We start from the raw sequence: 17,969 nt of genomic DNA, 5'->3' as shown, positions 1-17,969 counted from the left end.
AAAAACCATGTTTGAAAAAATCGTCCTTGCCAGTGGCAACGCAGGCAAACTCAAAGAATTTTCCCGCCTCTTTGCCGACTTAAACATCGAAGTCCTGCCGCAATCGCAGTTCAATACGCCCGAATGTCCCGAGCCGTACCATACCTTTATTGAAAATTCCCTGGCTAAAGCACGTCATGCCGCCCAATACAGCGGCTTACCGGCACTTGCCGACGACTCCGGCATCTGCACCAACGCCTTAAACGGCGCACCCGGTATTTTCTCCGCACGTTATGCAGGCGAAAACCCCAAATCCGATGCCGCAAACAACGCCAAACTCTCTGCCGATCTTGCCGATAAAGACGACAAAAGCTGCTACTACGTCTGCGTCCTTGTCCTCGTCCGCCACGAAAACGACCCGCAACCCATCATCGCAGAAGGCATCTGGCGCGGACAATGGCAGACCGAGGCAGCCGGTACAAACGGCTTCGGCTACGATCCACATTTCTATCTGGCCAAACATGGTTGCACCGCTGCCGAGCTTGATCCTGAAATCAAAAATGCCGAAAGCCACCGCGCCCAAGCATTGCGTGAACTATTAAGAAAAATCGAATCCTTATAAATCAATAATAGGCCGTCTGAAAACCTGAAACGTTTTTTTAGATGTTCTAAATCCAACAAATAATGAAAGAAATCCATGTCCCCTAAGCAAATCCTGATTGTCGCCATCCGCTTGGTCGTTTTAATCGGCATCGTACAAACACTTGGCGGCATTGCTACCATATTCGCACAGTCAGAAAGCATGTATGACAGCAAACAAATTCCGCCCGTACTGATGTTCTACGGCTTGTATTTAATTGCATGGCTGCTGCTATGGTGTTTCCCTGCCACCATTGCCAACCGCCTGTTGCCCGAACATCTGCAAACCGTACAGGAAGCCCCAAAACACCCTGCACCATGGCTGACGACCGGTATTGTATTAATAGGCATATATACTGTTTTCCAAGCTATCCCCGACCTAATTTACCAGTTCTCTCTCTCTATCTTTTTGTACAGTCTATTGCTATCGACACACATACATCCGTTTGGGCGGACCTCGGCGCACAAAACCAAGCCGGCATACTTGCCAACATCGCGCAGCTTTTTATCGGCATTTTCCTGCTATTCGGTGCACCCAAACTCTCATCTTGGATGCAAAAAAGACTTTAACTACATAAAAACCAAAGGCCGTCTGAAACCTTCAGACGGCCTACCTTACATTCATTCCCATGCCCAAGCCCTCACCTGAAGAATTGGCAGCCTTTGCAAAACACGTTGCTGCCTTCATCCCAACCACACCTGACGAACTTCTGCAACTCATTGACAGTCAAGAAACTGCTATCGTCTTTTTAGGCAAACCAAGCTGTTCATACTGTCGCCGTTTTGTTGCAAAACTGTCTACCGTTTCCTTAAACAAGCAGTTTACCATCCGCTTTACAGACAGCAGCAACAAAGCGGCTTTAAAAACTTTTCGTGAACAACACGGCATCAAAACTGTTCCCGCATTACTCAACATCTCACAAGGCAAAATAAAATTTGTCTGCAATTCCAAATTATCAGAAGAAGAAATTGAAGCTTTTTTGAGCGCTTAGACTGCGCAAATTTCCTACTGATTACTTTCCCGGCCGACATTTCAGTTAAAATAAGGCCCTAAAAATTTCAGACGGCCTCAAGCCTCAACACATATCATGACCCAAATCACCTTCCAACGCCCCGGCCAGCTAACCGCCCTACCTCCTTTATCACTCTATATCCATATTCCTTGGTGCATCAAAAAATGCCCGTATTGCGACTTCAATTCCCACAGCCTGAAAAACGGCCTGCCGGAAGAAGCCTATATCGATGCCCTATTAACCGACCTGCAGCTTGAGTTGCCGAATATTTGGGGCAGACCGGTGGAAACCATATTCTTCGGCGGCGGTACGCCCAGCCTGTTTCAAGCGGAATCGATTGACCGTTTGTTAAGCGGCGTGCGCTCACTGTTGCGCTTGCAACCCGAAGCGGAAATTACTTTGGAAGCGAACCCCGGCACATTTGAAATTGAGAAGTTTCAAGGATTTAAAGACGCAGGCATTACGCGTCTGTCTATCGGCGTACAAAGTTTTAACGACGATATGCTTGCTCGATTGGGACGCGTTCACAACGGCAAAGAAGCCCTGACAGCCATTGATACTGCCTTGAAATTATTTGAAAAAGTCAATATCGATTTGATGTATGCCCTGCCAAACCAAACGGTTCAGACGGCCTTAAACGATGTGCAAACCGCTATTGCAACAGGCGTATCGCATATCAGCGCATATCATCTGACCATGGAGCCGAACACACCTTTTGGTCATACGCCGCCAAAAGATTTGCCGCAAGATGAAGCAGCATTGGATATTGAAGATGCCGTACACGGCGCGCTGGAAGGCGCAGGCTTTGTCCACTACGAAACATCGGCTTTTGCAAAAGCTAATATGCAGTGCCGCCACAATTTGAACTACTGGCAGTTCGGCGATTATTTGGGCATCGGCGCGGGCGCACACGGCAAAATTTCCTATCCCGACCGCATCGAGCGAACTGTCCGCCGCCGTCATCCCAACGACTATCTTGCCACCATGCAGAGCAATCCGCATGAAGCAGTTGAACGCAAAACCGTTGCCGCCGAAGACCTTCCATTCGAATTCATGATGAACGCCCTGCGCCTGACCGACGGCGTACCTGCCGCAATGTTGCAGGAACGTACCGGCGTACCCACTGCAAAAATCATGGCACAAATCGAAACCGCCAGACAAAAAGACCTGCTTGAATCAGACCCGACCGTGTTCCGCCCGACCGAACAAGGCTGTTTGTTCTTAAACGATTTGTTACAGTGTTTTTTATAAGTGCGATTTTACAACAGCTGACACATTTTTAGATTTGCTTAATTTTCCACAAGAAAATACAATCAGAATAATTGTTGGGAATGAACAATCCCGGCGATTATCCACTACTCCTAATCCTACATTAAGGACAAAACAATGAAAAAAGTTCTGGTAACACTGATTGCTCTTTCCCTGCCTGCATTTGCATTGGCTGATGAAACCAAAGGTTTTTATGTTCAGGCTGATGCTGGTCATGCTACTGTAAAACTGGGTGGCGCATCAATTAAAGGCTTTAGCCCTCGTATTTCTGCAGGCTACGATTTCGGCGATTTCCGTGTTGCTGCCGACTATACGCATTATAAATCTGCAAAGATTAATGTACCTTCGGTATATGCTGAGGCTAAATATCACAGTGCCGGTGTATCTGCTATTTATGATTTTGACCTGCAAGCTCCTGTAAAACCTTATGTAGGTGTTCGCCTGGGTCTTAACCACTCTACTCATAAATATCAAACAGCCGAACAAACAGCTGAACGTAAGGATACTAAAATTGGCGTAGGTGCAATGGCTGGTGTAAGTTATGATGTAACTCAAAATGTAGCACTGGATGCAGGCTATCGCTATAACCACTGGAGCAAGATCAATAACGTTAAGCTCCATTCCCACGAAGTATCTGCCGGTGTACGCGTAAAATTCTAATATTTAAATACTTGGCATGAAGTAACGATTGCTTCATGCATCAAGTAACAAAAGGCCGTCTGAAACCTGTTTCTCAGGATTTTAGACGGCCTTTAAGTTGTTTAAATATGTCTAACTTTTTGCTGCTTTTACTTTTGCTGCAAACCACAGCGCCGCAGCCGTACCTGCCATATCGGCAATGCCGTCCGCGATCGAACCCTGGCGCGTAGTAGTCAGAAATGCCTGAGCCAGCTCGCTTCCTATTGCAAACAATAAAGCGGCAAACAGAATGCCTTTATGGGGAATATTCCTATTGTCTTGAATAAATATTTTTGCGCACAGCCATGCCTGTCCGAAAAACAGTCCGAAATGGCCAACTTTATCAAAATGGGGAAATGGTGGAGCGCTATTGCCGCCCTCTTTGAAAAGTAAGGCATAAATGGCGGCGGCAAACCAAATACAGGCAGCGACAGTAAATTTGTTTAATGGTAAGGCTTTCATTTCTCGGCCTCTTCATCCAGCCATGTTTGGCAGATGTCTGCCAAGCGGACAAATTTCCCACCCCGAGCCTTCAAAATATCACGCCATTGTGCCACTTCTTCAGCATCCGGGGCATCTTCAATACTGCATTCGTAAAGGCAGAAGTCTAATGTTTCGCCAACAATGCCTGGGGCTTCGGTCTGCATAAGGCTGGTCAGTTCGTTCATATTTACTGTTTCTTTAATTGGTTTATCGCTAGTCAGATCGCGCTGCCTGTTTTCAGGCCGTCTGAACATGATGTGCAAGGCTGCCCGTTTGATTCGGATACGCTTACTTACTGTGTAAAAAACGTGTTGCTTCTTCCCATTCGCCATTCAACACGGCCGGCAATCCTTGCAGGGATTTGGCGATGGAGTCATCAATTTGCTGTCTGTGTTCCGCTGACGGTTTATTCAACACATAACCGACAACCAGATTACGGTCGCCAGGGTGATCAATGCCCAAGCGCAGGCGGTAGAAATTAGGCGTACCCAAACGAGCCTGAATGTCTTTGAGGCCGTTGTGTCCGCCGTTGCCGCCGCCAAGTTTGAATTTGATACGGCCGCATGGAATATCCAGCTCGTCATGGATCACCAAGATTTCCTCCGGCTTGATTTTGTAAAACTGAGCCAAAGCGGCAACGGCCTGACCGGAGCGGTTCATAAAGGTCATGGGTTTGAGCAGCCAAACATCACCATCAGGCGTAGTGGCGCGTGCTACTTCGCCGTAAAATTTCTTTTCGTCTTTAAAATTAACTTTCCATTTCCACGCCAGTTCATCCAACAGCCAAAAGCCAACATTGTGGCGCGTTTGTTCGTATTCTTGGCCTGGATTGCCCAAACCGACGATTAATTTAATTTTCAAGCTCATTACTGTTCTTTCAGTTTGACAGGCCGTCTGAAAAAGTTTCAGACGGCCTTTGATTTATTCTTGCCCAGCGCGTTTACGTCGCGCTTCTTTCGGATCAATCAACAATGGACGATAAACCTCAATCCGATCGCCATCGCGCAACACAGTCTCACTTTTCACGACCTTGCCGAAAATACCCAAAGGCGCTTGCTGTAAATCCAACTCTGGGAACTCCACCTCCAAACCGCTTTGCAGGGCAGCTTCGCGTACGGTTGTACCTTCGGCAACGGTCATACCCTTCAACACTTGCCTATCGGCTAGTCCGTAAACAATTTCAATCTCAAGCATAGCGGCGGTCGGCCTCTTTAATAAAAGCATCCACCAATGTACCGGCGAGATGGCCGAACACCGGGGAAATCATGGCAGAGAGTATGGCATTGGAGAAATCGTATTCTAATCTGAATTCGACTTTACACATATCATCGCCCAAGTCGATAAATTTCCAAGTGCCACGCAGGATTTTAAACGGCCCTTCGAGCAAATCCATGCGGATTTCCTGCCCCGGGATATTGTGATTGTGCGTCGCAAATGATTGCTTGACACGCATATAGTCCATAAACAGGCGCGCTTTTAGTTCGTTGCCTTTGCGTTCGATGACTTCGGTCTTGCTATACCACGGCAAAAATTTTGGATAGTCCTCAACTTTGTCCACCAGCTCAAACATTTCCTTAGCGCTATGCAGCACCAATACGTTTTTCTCGACTTTTTTCATGTTGGTTGTAGACCTTGTTTTTGAATATTCGGGGTTCAGACGGCATGATTTAGAAAAATATCTGCCCTACTTTGGGACAAAATTCCTAATTTAAACCGCTTCGCCATTTTGTTTCGCTTCCAGCCATTCCCAGCGTTCCAGCTTTTCCAAAAGCGACATCTCAATTTCTTCAGCCCTGCTTTGCAATGCACCTGCTTTTTCGTAATCTTTGAAAATTTCAGGATCGGAAAGCTGGGTATTGATTTCAGCCTGCTCGGTTTCCAAAGCGGCGATTTCATCAGGCAGGGCATCGAGTTCGCGCTGTTCTTTATAAGAAAGTTTGACCGTGCGGTTGGCTTTGGGTTTGATTTTTTCAGGCTCGGCAACCGCTTTAGGCGCAGAGGCCGTCTGAATTTTATCTTCCCGCGATTTTGCGTCGATATAGTCCTGATAGCCGCCGATGTATTCTTTCAGACGGCCTTGTCCTTCGAAAACAATGCTTTGAGTAATCACATTATCCAAGAACATACGGTCATGCGAGACAAGGAATACCGTGCCTTGGTAATCTCGCAACAGGTCTTCGAGCAGCTCTTGGGTATCGATGTCCAAGTCGTTGGTCGGTTCGTCCAAGACCAGGATATTGGCAGGGCGGGTAAAGAGTTTTGCCAACAGGAGTCGGTTGCGTTCGCCGCCGGAGAGTGATGAAACGGGACTTTGTGCGCGGGCTGGATGGAACAGGAAATCTTCCAAATAGCTCATCACATGCTTTTTCTTACCACCGACTTCAACGTAATCATTGCCCTGTCCGAGCGTGTAAAACACGGTGTCGTTTTCGTTCAACGCGCTGCGGAACTGGTCGAAATAAGCAACTTCCTGTTTACTGCCGATACGGATTCTGCCGTAGGTCGGCTGCAATTCGCCCAAAATCAGCTTAAGGAAGGTGGTTTTACCGATACCGTTTGGACCGATTAAGCCGATTTTGTCGCCGCGCTGCAAAATGGCGGAGAATTTGTCCATGATGACTTTGTCGCCATAGGCAAAAGAAGCGTGTTCCAATTCGGCGATGATTTTGCCGCTTTTTTCGCCGCTGTCGAGCTTAAAGTTGACCTGCCCTTGTACATTGCGGCGCTCGGCGCGCTGGCGGCGCAGCTCTTCCAAACGGCGCACGCGGCCTTCATTACGGGTACGGCGCGCTTCGATGCCTTTGCGTATCCATGCTTCTTCCTGAGCATGGAATTTATCAAACAAGCGGTTATGTTCCGCCTCGACTGCCAACTCTTGCGCTTTTTTCTCGCTGTATTTGGAGAACGATCCGGGATAGGAGCGCAGAGTGCCGCGGTCGAGTTCGACGATGCGCGTGGCGATATTGTCCAAAAAACGGCGGTCGTGGGTAATCACAACCAAGCTGCCTTCAAATGCTTTGAGCAGGTTTTCCAGCCAGATAATCGCGTCGATGTCCAAATGGTTGGTCGGTTCGTCCAGTAGCAATACGTCGGGCTTTTGCACCCAAGCCTGCGCCAGGGCGACGCGCTTTTTCTGCCCGCCGGAGAGGTTGCCGATTTTTTCGTTTTCCGGCAAACCGAGTTCGCCCAATGTCTGCTTGACTGCCGCATCCAGTTTCCAGCCGTCCTTCGCTTCGATTTCAAGCTGCAATTCGTTGAGCTCTTTCAACAAAGTCTCACTCGAACCATTTTCCAACTCATGGCTGACATGATGATAACGGCTCAATAAATCGCGAATTTCGCCCAATCCTTCGGCAACGGTATCAAATACGGTTGCATCCTTATCAAAAAAGGATTCTTGCGGCACATAAACGATTTTGAGGTTGTTTTGAACAATAATCTGTCCATCGTCAAGCTTTTGTACACCGGCGAGGATTTTTAAAAACGAAGACTTACCCGCACCGTTGCGGCCGATTAAACCGATTTTCTCGCCGCTGTCGAGTTGAAAAGAAGTTTTGTCGAGCAAGGCGACATGACCGACAGCAAAAGAAGCATTTTCTACGGATAAGATATTCATGGGGAAACTTCAAAAAAGAAAAGGGGAACATTTTAACCAATTATCGGCAGATATTTGCCGACAATCATATGAAATTGAAAGTATCAGGCCGTCTGAAAGCAGTTTTCAGACGACCTTCATTATTATTCTTGAACCTTCAAGCCAAAATGCAGATAGGCTCGTTCGGTTGCTACGCGTCCGCGCGGTGTACGTTGCAAAAAGCCCTGCTGAATCAGATATGGTTCAATCACATCTTCGATGGTATCGGTCGATTCGCCAATCGCAGCGGCCACGTTTTCCAACCCGACAGGACCGCCGCTGAACTTGTGCAAAATCGCCTCAAGGAATTTCCTGTCCATCACATCCAAACCTTGCCCGTCCACATCCAGCATACTCAAAGCCGCATCGGCAATTTCCGCATCAATGATGCCGTTGTTTTTCACATCGGCATAATCGCGTACACGTCGCAAAAGGCGGTTGGCAATACGCGGAGTGCCGCGGCTGCGCTTGGCCACTTCCATAGCGCCCTCGTCGCCCATATCCAACTGCAATAGTTGAGCAGAACGGGCAACAATAGTCGCCAAATCTTTATTCTGATAAAACTCCAATCGGGACACGATACCGAAACGGTCGCGCAACGGATTGGTCAACATACCGGCACGGGTCGTTGCGCCCACCAATGTAAACGGCGGCAAATCGATTTTGACCGAACGCGCGGCCGGACCTTCGCCTATCATGATGTCCAACTGATAATCTTCAAGCGCAGGATAAAGGATTTCTTCAACCACTGGGCTTAAACGGTGGATTTCATCGATAAACAGCACATCATGCGGCTCGAGATTAGTCAACAAGGCTGCAAGGTCGCCAGCACGTTCCAAAACCGGGCCGCTGGTTTGGCGCAAATTAACTCCTAACTCTTTGGCAATAATGTGCGCCAAAGTAGTTTTGCCCAAACCCGGAGGACCAAACAACAAAGTGTGGTCAAGCGCTTCACCACGTTTTTTTGCCGCCTGAATAAAAATAGCTAACTGCTCTTTTGCTTTATCCTGTCCGATATAGTCGTCTAGAGTTTTCGGACGTAAAGCGCGTTCAAGCAATTCTTCCTGAGCGGAAATATTTTGAGCAGTGATAATGCGCTGAGGTTGTGCAGAAGTAAGATTATCGGTTTGTAACATAATGTTTCTAAATTCTAAGACCGTTCCCGACCCGTTGTTTCAGACGGCCCGAACAATCAGATAAAGCGGTTAAATTATGATTTTGGCCATTATACCTGATAAGGCCGAGCCGCTTTTCCCTCAAATCTAAATCACACAAAAATTTTCGTTTTCAGACGGCCAAAGCAACGTATAATAAACGGTTAATTCAAATACCTATCGCATTCAGGAGAACACATGAGCCTCAAGCAAAAAGTTATCGCCATCGACGGCCCCAGCGCATCCGGTAAAGGAACGGTTGCCTCACGCGTAGCCGAAGCCTTGGGTTTTCTTTACCTCGACTCCGGTGCGCTTTACCGCCTGACTGCGCTTTACGCACAAAAACAAAATGTTGCCTGGACAGATGAAGACGCCGTCAGCACACTGGCAGAAACTTTGCCCGCACAATTTGAAGGCAGCGCCGTATTATTAAACGGCGAAGATGTATCCGAGCAAATCCGTACCGAAGCGATCGGTATGGGCGCATCTGCCGTCGCGCAGTTGCCTAAAGTGCGTACCGCCCTTTTGCAACGCCAACGCGACTTCCTAACCGAAAAAGGCTTGGTCGCCGACGGCCGCGATATCGGCTCGGTTATTTTCCCTGATGCTGCATTAAAAATTTTCCTGACCGCAAGTGCCAATGTCCGCGCCCAACGTCGCGCCCAACAACTCGGTATCCCATGCGAAGGCGTTGCATTCGAGCGTATTTTGTCGGACATTGAAGCGCGCGACGAAGCAGACCGCCGCCGCCCTGTTGCTCCGTTGAAACAGCTGCCCGACGCCCTGCTTTTAGATACCGATAACCTTTCTATCGAAGAAGCTGTAAAAAAAGTGCTTGATTGGTATCATAAAGTTTAAAATTTGGAGTATAATCGCGAAGTTTTCATTTCAGACGGCCTGTTAGCCCTATAACAAGGCCGTCTGAAAACATTTCCCAACCTGCCGCGCCAAGGACGGCAGGTCATTTCAAACCTAACCCGCACCCCTTGGCGGTGTACCGAAAAGAGTATATATGACTATGGAAAATTTTGCCCAGCTGCTGGAAGAAAGCTTTACCCTGCAAGAGATGAACCCAGGTGAAGTGATTACTGCCGAAGTAGTCGGCATCGATCAAAACTTCGTTACCGTTAACGCAGGTCTGAAATCAGAATCTCTGATTGATGTTGCTGAATTCAAAAACGCTCAGGGCGAGATTGAAGTTAAAGTTGGCGATTTCGTTACCGTTACCATCGAATCTGTTGAAAACGGCTTCGGCGAAACCAAACTGTCCCGCGAAAAAGCCAAACGCGCTGCCGACTGGATCGCTTTGGAAGAAGCTATGGAAAACGGCGACATCCTGTCCGGCGTTATCAATGGCAAAGTCAAAGGTGGTCTGACTGTTATGATCAACAGCATCCGCGCATTCCTGCCGGGTTCTTTGGTTGACGTACGTCCTGTAAAAGACACTTCTCACTTCGAAGGCAAAGAAATTGAATTCAAAGTGATCAAACTGGACAAAAAACGCAACAACGTTGTTGTGTCCCGCCGCGCTGTTCTGGAAGCTACTTTGGGCGAAGAGCGTAAAGCCTTGCTGGAAAACCTGCAAGAAGGTTCAGTTATCAAAGGTATCGTTAAAAACATCACCGATTACGGTGCATTCGTTGACTTGGGCGGCATCGACGGTCTGTTGCACATCACCGACTTGGCATGGCGCCGTGTGAAACACCCAAGCGAAGTTTTGGAAGTTGGTCAAGAAGTAGAAGCTAAAGTCCTGAAATTCGACCAAGACAAACAACGCGTTTCTTTGGGTATGAAACAACTGGGCGAAGATCCTTGGAGCGGCCTGACCCGTCGTTACCCACAAGGTACCCGCCTGTTCGGTAAAGTATCCAACCTGACTGACTACGGTGCATTCGTTGAAATCGAACAAGGCATCGAAGGTTTGGTACACGTTTCCGAAATGGATTGGACCAACAAAAACGTACACCCAAGCAAAGTTGTTCAATTGGGTGACGAAGTTGAAGTAATGATCCTGGAAATCGACGAAGACCGCCGCCGTATCTCTTTGGGTATGAAACAATGCCAAGCTAACCCTTGGGAAGAGTTTGCCGCCAACCACAACAAAGGCGACAAAATCTCCGGCGCAGTTAAATCTATCACTGACTTCGGCGTATTCGTAGGTCTGCCTGGCGGCATCGACGGCCTGGTTCACTTGTCTGACCTGTCTTGGACTGAAGCCGGCGAAGAAGCTGTACGCAAATACAAAAAAGGCGAAGAAGTTGAAGCCGTTGTATTGGCCATCGACGTTGAAAAAGAACGCATCTCTTTGGGTATCAAACAACTGGAAGGTGATCCGTTCGGCAACTTTATCAGCGTAAACGACAAAGGTTCTTTGGTTAAAGGTTCTGTGAAATCTGTTGACGCCAAAGGTGCCGTAGTTGCTCTGTCTGAAGAAGTTGAAGGCTACCTGCCTGCTTCTGAATTCGCTGCTGACCGAGTTGAAGACCTGACTACCAAACTGAAAGAAGGCGACGAAGTTGAAGCCGTTATCGTTACCGTTGACCGCAAAAACCGCAGCATCCGTCTGTCTGTTAAAGCGAAAGACGCTAAAGAAAACCGCGAAGCGCTGAATTCAGTTAACGCCGCTGCAACTGCCAATGCCGGTACTACCAGCCTGGGCGACTTGCTGAAAGCCAAACTGTCCGGCGACCAAGAATAAGGTTGCAGACATGACGAAGTCTGAATTGATGGTTCGCCTTGCAGAAGTGTTTGCCGAAAAAAATGGCAACCAACTGCTGGCTAAAGATGTCGAATACAGTGTAAAAGTCTTGGTTGATACCATGACCCGCTCACTGGCTCGTGGACAACGTATCGAAATCCGCGGCTTCGGCAGCTTCGACTTGAACCACCGCCCTGCCCGTATCGGGCGCAACCCGAAAACCGGTGAACGCGTGGAAGTGCCAGAAAAGCATGTTCCTCACTTCAAACCGGGTAAAGAGTTGCGTGAGCGTGTAGACTTGGCATTGCAAGAAAGTGCTCATTAATACTTAGTAGCAAAACGCCGCAGAAATGCGGCGTTTTTTTGTTTTCACCAAAAATACTAAAGCCGGCTCTTTTCACGCATACCTCAATCACACACTATTTCAACTATATTTACTACAATGCTTTTGCAAAAAACGCAGGCCGTCTGAAATCATTTATAATAGACCGACTATTCTGTAATGAAAACATCATTCCAACTACTGTCCAAACTATTGCGGATGATGTTTCAACTATCGCCAGTAAAGCATAATAAAGGTTACACATGAGCAATAGAGACCAACTATTCACACCACCTCCATTTGAAAACCACAGCCCATTGACTTGGTATCAAGCTGCAGCCGAACAGCCCAACTTTATCCGCGACGAAGCCCAAGCGCGAGCCATTGAATATTTGGATCGTTTATGGACCGAGCTGATGATGTTCAAACGCAAACGCAACCGTTTTCTCGGCCGTAGCTTGCGTTCCCCTCAAGTACCTAAAGGACTCTATTTTTATGGCGGCGTAGGACGCGGTAAAAGCTTTTTGATGGATGCTTTTTTCGGTTGCCTCCCTTATCGCCGTAAGCGTCGCGTGCATTTCCATGCTTTCATGGCCGAAATCCATCAACGCCTTAAAGTCTTGAAAAGCGAAGCCAATCCTTTAAAAGCCGTTGCAACAGAAATTGCCAAAGAAACACGCGTATTATGCTTTGACGAGTTTCACGTCAGTGATATTGCCGATGCCATGATTTTGGGCCGTTTACTGGAAAACCTGTTGAGTGAAGGTGTAGTCTTGGTAGCCACTTCCAACTACGCCCCATCCGAACTCTATCCTCAAGGCCAAAACCGCAGCAGCTTTCTCCCAACCATCGCCCTTATCGAGTCCAACCTGACCGTTTTAAATGTGGATGGCGGCGAAGATTACCGCTTGCGTACGCTGCGTCCTGCCGAAATTTTCTTTGTCCCCAATAATGAAGAAAACGAGCAAAAACTCGCTGCTTTATTTAAAGAAATGAGCGGAATCTCTGAATTAAACCCAGGCATCAGCATTATCCATGGACGGGAAATCCCCCATAAAGCCCAGTCAGAACGCGCCATCTGGTTTGATTTCCGTGCATTATGTTTTGGCCCGCGCTCACAAGCTGACTATTTGTATTTAGCCGAACATTACGAGATGGTTTTCCTTTCAGGATTAGAACGTCTAACCCCGCAAGAAAAAGCAGAAGCACGCCGTCTGACATGGTTAATTGACGTTTTATATGATTTCCGTGTGAAGCTGTGCGCCACTAGCGCAGTTGGCGTAAACGATATTTACGTTGAAGGCGATTTTGCCGAAGAATTTACCCGTACAGCCAGCCGTATGATCGAAATGCAATCTGAAGTCTATTTGGAACAACCACACCTGACTTTAAGCAAATAATGCCTTTCCCAAAAAGGGGCGAAATTTGGTAGAATACACTTCCCTCGCCTCTTGGCTACGGCAACTTACCTATTAATAAAAACAAGGACATAACATGGCCATCGAACGTACGATTTCCATCATCAAACCCGATGCAGTAGAAAAAAACGTCATCGGCAAGATTTACAGCCGCTTTGAAGAAAACGGCTTGCGCATTATTGCGGCGAAAATGAAACATCTCTCTGAGCGTGAAGCAAAAGAGTTTTATGCCGTACACAAAGACCGACCTTTTTATGAAGACTTGGTTAAATTCATGACACGTAATCCCGTTATGATCCAGGTATTGGAAGGTGAAAACGCCGTTGCCAAAAATCGCGAATTGATGGGCGCAACCAATCCAGCCGATGCAGCTCCTGGCACAATCCGTGCCGACTTTGCAGAATCTGTCAGTGTTAATGCCGTACATGGTTCTGACAGCGTTGAAAATGCTGCGATTGAAATTGCTTACTTCTTCAGCCAAAGCGAAATCTGCCCACGCTAAGAGTAAAAGCCTGTAGCCGCTTTACGGCCGTCCGATTCATATCGGACGGCAAAACTGCTTTGTATGTCCTACAAATTAAAGGCCGTCTGAAAACCCAAAGGCTTTTAAAGCAAAGCTGCTCAATAAGCCTCTTTGCTTTAAAAGCTTTACTGAGAAACATAAAAATACATGAAAACCAATCTACTGAATTATGATTTAAACGGACTGACGCAACACTTTGCCGAAATGGGCGAAAAGCCTTTTCGTGCCAAGCAAGTAATGCGTTGGATGCATCAAGCCGGTGCACAAAACTTTGAAGAAATGACTGACTTGGCCAAATCATTGCGCGCCAAGTTGAATGAACAAGCCACAATCGAAGTGCCTAAATTAATGATGGCACAAGAATCTACTGATGGTACACGCAAATGGTTGCTGGATGTCGGTACGGGCAACGGTGTAGAAACCGTTTTCATTCCCGAGGCCGAACGCGGAACTTTGTGTATCTCTTCCCAAGTCGGTTGCGCATTGGAATGCACCTTCTGCTCTACCGGACGACAAGGTTTCAACCGCAACCTGACTGCCGCTGAAATTATCGGTCAGCTTTGGTGGGCAAATAAAGCCATGGGCGTTACCCCTAAAAACGAACGCGTTATCTCCAACGTGGTGATGATGGGCATGGGTGAACCCATGGCAAACTTTGATAATGTTGTTACCGCTTTGAGCATTATGCTGGATGATCACGGCTACGGCTTGAGCCGCCGCCGCGTGACTGTTTCCACTTCGGGCATGGTTCCACAAATGGACAGACTGCGTGATGCAATGCCTGTTGCTTTGGCTGTATCTTTACACGCATCCAACGATGAAGTGCGCGATCAGATTGTTCCTCTCAACAAAAAATACCCGCTCAAAGAATTGATGGCGGCCTGTCAACGTTATCTGGTCAAAGCCCCCCGTGACTTTATTACCTTTGAATACGTTATGCTCGACGGTATCAATGATAAAGCACAACATGCGCGCGAATTGATTGAATTGGTTAAAGACGTACCATGCAAATTCAATCTGATTCCGTTCAATCCTTTCCCAAATTCCGGCTACGAACGTTCTACCAATGAAAATATCCGTGTCTTCCGCGATATTCTGCAACAAGCCGGCTTTGTCGTTACTGTCCGCAAAACCCGCGGCGACGATATCGATGCCGCTTGCGGACAATTGGCCGGACAAGTACAAGATAAAACACGCCGCCAACAAAAATGGCAACAGATTTTGGTCGAACAATAAGGTTAATTATGAAAATCAAGTTCGGATTCGCTTTACTTACCGCACTGACTCTTTCTGCCTGCGCTTCCTCTTCCGGCCCAAGCCCTAAAGAACGTGCCATTCAAGTTTCTAATATCAAAACCCAACTGGCTGTGGAATATATGCGCGGCCAAAACTACCGCCAAGCTACTGAAAGTATCGAAGAGGCGCTTAAGTCCAATTCCAAAAATGACCTTGCTTGGTTGGTACGCGCTGAGATTTATCAGTATTTGAAGGTTAAAGACAAAGCCCAGGAAAGCTTTCTTAAAGCATTGTCTTTAAAACCTGATAGTGCAGAAGTTAACAACAACTACGGTTGGTTTTTGTGCAATCAAATGAATGCACCAGCCGAATCTTTGGCTTATTTTGATAAGGCACTGGCCGACCCGACCTACCCGAGCCCCTTTATTGCCAATATGAATAAAGGCATTTGCAGCGCAAGGTTAGGCCAATACTCTTTAGCCCAAGCCTATTTGGAAAGGTCTTTAGCAGCGAATCCGCAATTCTTCCCTGCTTTCAAAGAACTTGCCCGAACCAAAATGATGGCAGGCAATCTGAACGATGCCGACTATTATTTCCGCCAATACCAAAGCAAAGTTGATGTCCTGCAGGCTGACGATTTACTCTTAGGCTGGCGTTTGGCTACCGCCTTGGGCAATAAACACGCCGCATACGAATATGAAGCCCAACTTAGGGCAAACTTCCCCTATTCAGACGAACTACAAACTGTCACAACGGGCCACTAAATGGAAAATAACGATAAAATCAACTACGACACACAAGCCGCCAAAACATTGGGGGATGAATTACGCAAACACAGAACTGATGCCAAAATCGATATTCAAGATGTTGCTTCACGTTTGAAACTGTCTGCCGAACAAATTGATGCTTTGGAAAAAGGGGAATATTCAGGTTTTCCCGGTTTAGTCTTTGTTTCAGGCTATCTGCGTTCATATGCACGATTTCTGAAAATTGACGAACAAACCATCGCCAAACATTTGCTCTCCATTACTCCGCAACTTGAAGACCATGTATACGCGGTAACACGCAGCACTAACACCGGCTTAAGCTACAAAGACACTGAGAAACAAGGCTTCCCAAAATGGATATTGGGAATAGCCGCATTGGCTTTGGCTGTAGGCGGCGTTTACTTTTGGCAAAGCAAATCCAGTTTTGAAAATGAGCAGGCAAATATTCAGAACAGCAAAGATGTTGCTGATACGATGAAAACGCCTGCCTTAAAAACGGATAATGTTGCCGTTAGCGAAATGACAGAAGACGGCAAAAAAGAAATCACCAATAAGTCTGAAGCGGCTAATGATCAAGCTGCCTCAGCAGCTTCCGCCGTCGTACAAGATGAGAAGCCTGCCGTCAAAGTTGAGAAAGACGAACTTTGGATTAAAGTCCAATACCGAAGCAATCTGATTATTACAGACAAAGATGGAAAAGTAGTATTCAGCCGTATCGTTCCGGCCGGAAGCGAACAACATCTGAGAGGCGGCGCGCCTTACAATGTTTGGATCGGTATTGCAGCCGGCTCTGAAGCCAATTACGGCGGCACACCTATCGAACCTTTGAAATACCGTGTTGCCGGTGAAAAATCCGCCTCTTTTGTTGCAGGAAAAAACTAAAATGACCATACCTAAACGCCGTCTGACACATCAAGTACAAATCGATCATCTCATCGTCGGTTCGGATGCGCCCGTTGTTGTGCAATCTATGACCAATACCGACACCGCAGATGCAGAAGCAACCGCCCGACAGGTCAAAGAGTTGAGCGATGCCGGCTCGGAAATGGTACGCATCACGGTCAATACTCCAGAAGCAGCTTCCAAAGTCGCCGAAATCCGCAGCCGCTTAGACGATATGGGTTATACCACGCCTTTGATTGGTGATTTCCATTTCAATGGCGAACGCTTATTGGCTGAATTTCCCGAGTGCGGCAAAGCCCTGTCTAAATACCGCATCAACCCAGGCAATGTCGGCAAAGGCGCAAAAGGCGATGAGAAATTTGCCTTTATGATTCGTACAGCGGCAAAAAACAATAAAGCCGTACGCATCGGAGTGAACTGGGGTTCGCTTGATCAAAGCCTTGCCAAGCGCATGATGGATGCCAACCTAGCTTCTGCTACACCGAAGCCGCCTGAAGAAATCATGAAAGAGGCTTTGATTGTTTCGGCGCTGGAATCGGCAGAAAAAGCCGTGGCTTTGGGCTTACCTGAAGACAAAATCATTTTGTCGTGCAAAGTCAGCGCCGTACAAGACTTGATTCAGGTTTACCGGGAATTAGGCAGCCGTTGCCGTTACCCGCTCCATCTCGGTCTGACTGAGGCTGGCATGGGCAGCAAGGGCATTGTGGCTTCCACCGCAGCTCTGGCCGTATTATTGCAAGAAGGCATCGGCGACACCATTCGAATCTCCCTAACCCCCGAGCCCGGCAGTTCGCGCACTCAGGAAGTCATTGTCGGTCAGGAAATCCTGCAAACCATGGGCTTGCGTTCCTTCACACCAATGGTTACAGCCTGCCCAGGCTGCGGCCGTACCACCAGCACCGTATTCCAAGAATTGGCGCAAGACGTACAAAACTATTTACGCCAAAAAATGACTATTTGGCGCACTGAGTATCCAGGCGTTGAATCATTGAACGTTGCCGTAATGGGTTGCGTAGTCAATGGCCCGGGCGAAAGCAAGCTTGCCGATATCGGTATCAGCCTGCCCGGTACAGGCGAAACTCCGATTGCACCGGTTTATGTAGACGGTGAACGCAAAGTGACCCTCAAAGGTGACAATATCGCTGCCGAGTTTTTACAAATCGTTGAAGATTATGTCAAAACCAACTATTGCGAAGGTGGCGCAAAACGTAAGCAAAACCGTGTCATTCCAATTCAGTCTGCCTAAAACATTA

At 47.5% G+C, this 17,969-nt stretch carries 21 protein-coding genes; 14 read left to right on the top strand and 7 right to left on the bottom strand.

The features are described 5' to 3' along the window. Positions 1 to 7 precede the first annotated feature (7 nt). The 5 genes from rdgB to ACTHSW_RS06655 all read left to right on the top strand — a co-directional run bounded on the left by rdgB (position 8) and on the right by ACTHSW_RS06655 (position 3,560). Positions 8 to 601, top strand: a complete 594-nt coding sequence (gene rdgB / locus ACTHSW_RS06675; protein ID WP_440373801.1) for an RdgB/HAM1 family non-canonical purine NTP pyrophosphatase — start codon at positions 8 to 10, stop codon at positions 599 to 601. Positions 602 to 676: 75 nt separating this feature from the next. Continuing rightward, positions 677 to 1,267, top strand: a complete 591-nt coding sequence (locus ACTHSW_RS06670) for a hypothetical protein (protein ID WP_234396210.1) — start codon at positions 677 to 679, stop codon at positions 1,265 to 1,267. Beyond that, positions 1,248 to 1,610 (top strand): thioredoxin family protein, encoded by a 363-nt coding sequence (locus ACTHSW_RS06665; protein WP_070460832.1) that lies wholly within the window; start codon positions 1,248 to 1,250, stop codon positions 1,608 to 1,610. Before ACTHSW_RS06670 ends, ACTHSW_RS06665 begins: the two co-directional genes overlap by 20 nt. A 96-nt stretch (positions 1,611 to 1,706) precedes the next feature. Beyond that, a complete protein-coding gene (gene hemW / locus ACTHSW_RS06660) occupies positions 1,707 to 2,882 on the top strand; it encodes a radical SAM family heme chaperone HemW (protein WP_070460833.1) in 1,176 nt (391 codons plus the stop codon). Positions 2,883 to 3,017: 135 nt separating this feature from the next. After that, a complete protein-coding gene (locus ACTHSW_RS06655) occupies positions 3,018 to 3,560 on the top strand; it encodes an opacity family porin (protein WP_049344773.1) in 543 nt (180 codons plus the stop codon). Positions 3,561 to 3,671: 111 nt separating this feature from the next. On the opposite strand, the gene ACTHSW_RS06650 is transcribed toward ACTHSW_RS06655, so the two are convergent. From ACTHSW_RS06650 to ruvB, 7 genes are all read right to left on the bottom strand, one after another. After that, positions 3,672 to 4,040 carry a VanZ family protein gene (locus ACTHSW_RS06650; RefSeq protein WP_070460834.1) on the bottom strand — a complete coding sequence of 123 codons (369 nt, stop codon included), beginning with the start codon at positions 4,038 to 4,040 and terminating at the stop codon, positions 3,672 to 3,674. Then, the gene (locus ACTHSW_RS06645) at positions 4,037 to 4,246 is read right to left on the bottom strand and encodes a dioxygenase (RefSeq protein WP_070460836.1); all 210 of its coding nucleotides are present in this window, start codon (positions 4,244 to 4,246) and stop codon (positions 4,037 to 4,039) included. Before ACTHSW_RS06645 ends, ACTHSW_RS06650 begins: the two co-directional genes overlap by 4 nt. 103 nt (positions 4,247 to 4,349) lie before the next feature. Then, positions 4,350 to 4,928 carry an aminoacyl-tRNA hydrolase gene (pth, locus tag ACTHSW_RS06640; RefSeq protein ID WP_070460838.1) on the bottom strand — a complete coding sequence of 193 codons (579 nt, stop codon included), beginning with the start codon at positions 4,926 to 4,928 and terminating at the stop codon, positions 4,350 to 4,352. 54 nt (positions 4,929 to 4,982) lie between these two features. Next, on the bottom strand, positions 4,983 to 5,255 hold the full coding sequence (locus tag ACTHSW_RS06635; RefSeq protein WP_070460839.1) for an RnfH family protein: 273 nt from the start codon (positions 5,253 to 5,255) through the stop codon (positions 4,983 to 4,985). Then, on the bottom strand, positions 5,248 to 5,679 hold the full coding sequence (locus ACTHSW_RS06630; RefSeq protein ID WP_070460841.1) for a type II toxin-antitoxin system RatA family toxin: 432 nt from the start codon (positions 5,677 to 5,679) through the stop codon (positions 5,248 to 5,250). The genes ACTHSW_RS06635 and ACTHSW_RS06630 overlap by 8 nt, the downstream gene beginning before the upstream one ends. Before the next feature lie 90 nt (positions 5,680 to 5,769). Further along, complete coding sequence (locus tag ACTHSW_RS06625) at positions 5,770 to 7,677, bottom strand: ATP-binding cassette domain-containing protein (RefSeq protein ID WP_070460843.1); 1,908 nt, start codon at positions 7,675 to 7,677, stop codon at positions 5,770 to 5,772. Between the two features lie 122 nt (positions 7,678 to 7,799). Then, positions 7,800 to 8,831 (bottom strand): Holliday junction branch migration DNA helicase RuvB, encoded by a 1,032-nt coding sequence (gene ruvB / locus ACTHSW_RS06620; RefSeq protein ID WP_070460845.1) that lies wholly within the window; start codon positions 8,829 to 8,831, stop codon positions 7,800 to 7,802. A 216-nt stretch (positions 8,832 to 9,047) separates the two neighbouring features. Here ruvB and cmk point away from each other — a divergent pair, with 216 nt between their 5' ends. The 9 genes from cmk to ispG all read left to right on the top strand — a co-directional run bounded on the left by cmk (position 9,048) and on the right by ispG (position 17,962). Beyond that, positions 9,048 to 9,707 carry a (d)CMP kinase gene (cmk, locus tag ACTHSW_RS06615; protein WP_107811012.1) on the top strand — a complete coding sequence of 220 codons (660 nt, stop codon included), beginning with the start codon at positions 9,048 to 9,050 and terminating at the stop codon, positions 9,705 to 9,707. 154 nt (positions 9,708 to 9,861) lie between these two features. Next, a complete protein-coding gene (rpsA, locus tag ACTHSW_RS06610; protein ID WP_003678994.1) occupies positions 9,862 to 11,547 on the top strand; it encodes a 30S ribosomal protein S1 in 1,686 nt (561 codons plus the stop codon). Between the two features lie 10 nt (positions 11,548 to 11,557). Further along, positions 11,558 to 11,872, top strand: a complete 315-nt coding sequence (locus ACTHSW_RS06605) for an integration host factor subunit beta (protein WP_003678992.1) — start codon at positions 11,558 to 11,560, stop codon at positions 11,870 to 11,872. Positions 11,873 to 12,132: 260 nt separating this feature from the next. Next, positions 12,133 to 13,269 (top strand): cell division protein ZapE, encoded by a 1,137-nt coding sequence (gene zapE, locus ACTHSW_RS06600; RefSeq protein ID WP_049333700.1) that lies wholly within the window; start codon positions 12,133 to 12,135, stop codon positions 13,267 to 13,269. Positions 13,270 to 13,363: 94 nt separating this feature from the next. After that, positions 13,364 to 13,789: a nucleoside-diphosphate kinase gene (gene ndk, locus ACTHSW_RS06595; RefSeq protein ID WP_004519785.1), complete on the top strand. Its 426-nt coding sequence runs from the start codon at positions 13,364 to 13,366 to the stop codon at positions 13,787 to 13,789. A 168-nt stretch (positions 13,790 to 13,957) separates the two neighbouring features. Beyond that, positions 13,958 to 15,046: a 23S rRNA (adenine(2503)-C(2))-methyltransferase RlmN gene (gene rlmN, locus ACTHSW_RS06590; RefSeq protein ID WP_003683577.1), complete on the top strand. Its 1,089-nt coding sequence runs from the start codon at positions 13,958 to 13,960 to the stop codon at positions 15,044 to 15,046. Between the two features lie 8 nt (positions 15,047 to 15,054). Then, positions 15,055 to 15,810: a type IV pilus biogenesis/stability protein PilW gene (gene pilW / locus ACTHSW_RS06585; RefSeq protein ID WP_063075505.1), complete on the top strand. Its 756-nt coding sequence runs from the start codon at positions 15,055 to 15,057 to the stop codon at positions 15,808 to 15,810. Then, complete coding sequence (locus ACTHSW_RS06580) at positions 15,811 to 16,695, top strand: helix-turn-helix domain-containing protein (protein ID WP_070460848.1); 885 nt, start codon at positions 15,811 to 15,813, stop codon at positions 16,693 to 16,695. 1 nt (position 16,696) lies between these two features. Then, on the top strand, positions 16,697 to 17,962 hold the full coding sequence (gene ispG, locus ACTHSW_RS06575; protein WP_070460849.1) for a flavodoxin-dependent (E)-4-hydroxy-3-methylbut-2-enyl-diphosphate synthase: 1,266 nt from the start codon (positions 16,697 to 16,699) through the stop codon (positions 17,960 to 17,962). The last annotated feature ends 7 nt before the right edge of the window (positions 17,963 to 17,969 follow it).

Origin of the sequence: Neisseria sp. P0008.S004 (genome assembly GCF_051962755.1) — a bacterium.
In the GTDB taxonomy this organism is placed as follows: Bacteria; Pseudomonadota; Gammaproteobacteria; order Burkholderiales; family Neisseriaceae; genus Neisseria; species Neisseria subflava_A.
Note: the sequence above shows the minus strand (reverse complement) of the source record. Positions and strands in the feature narration are given on the sequence as shown.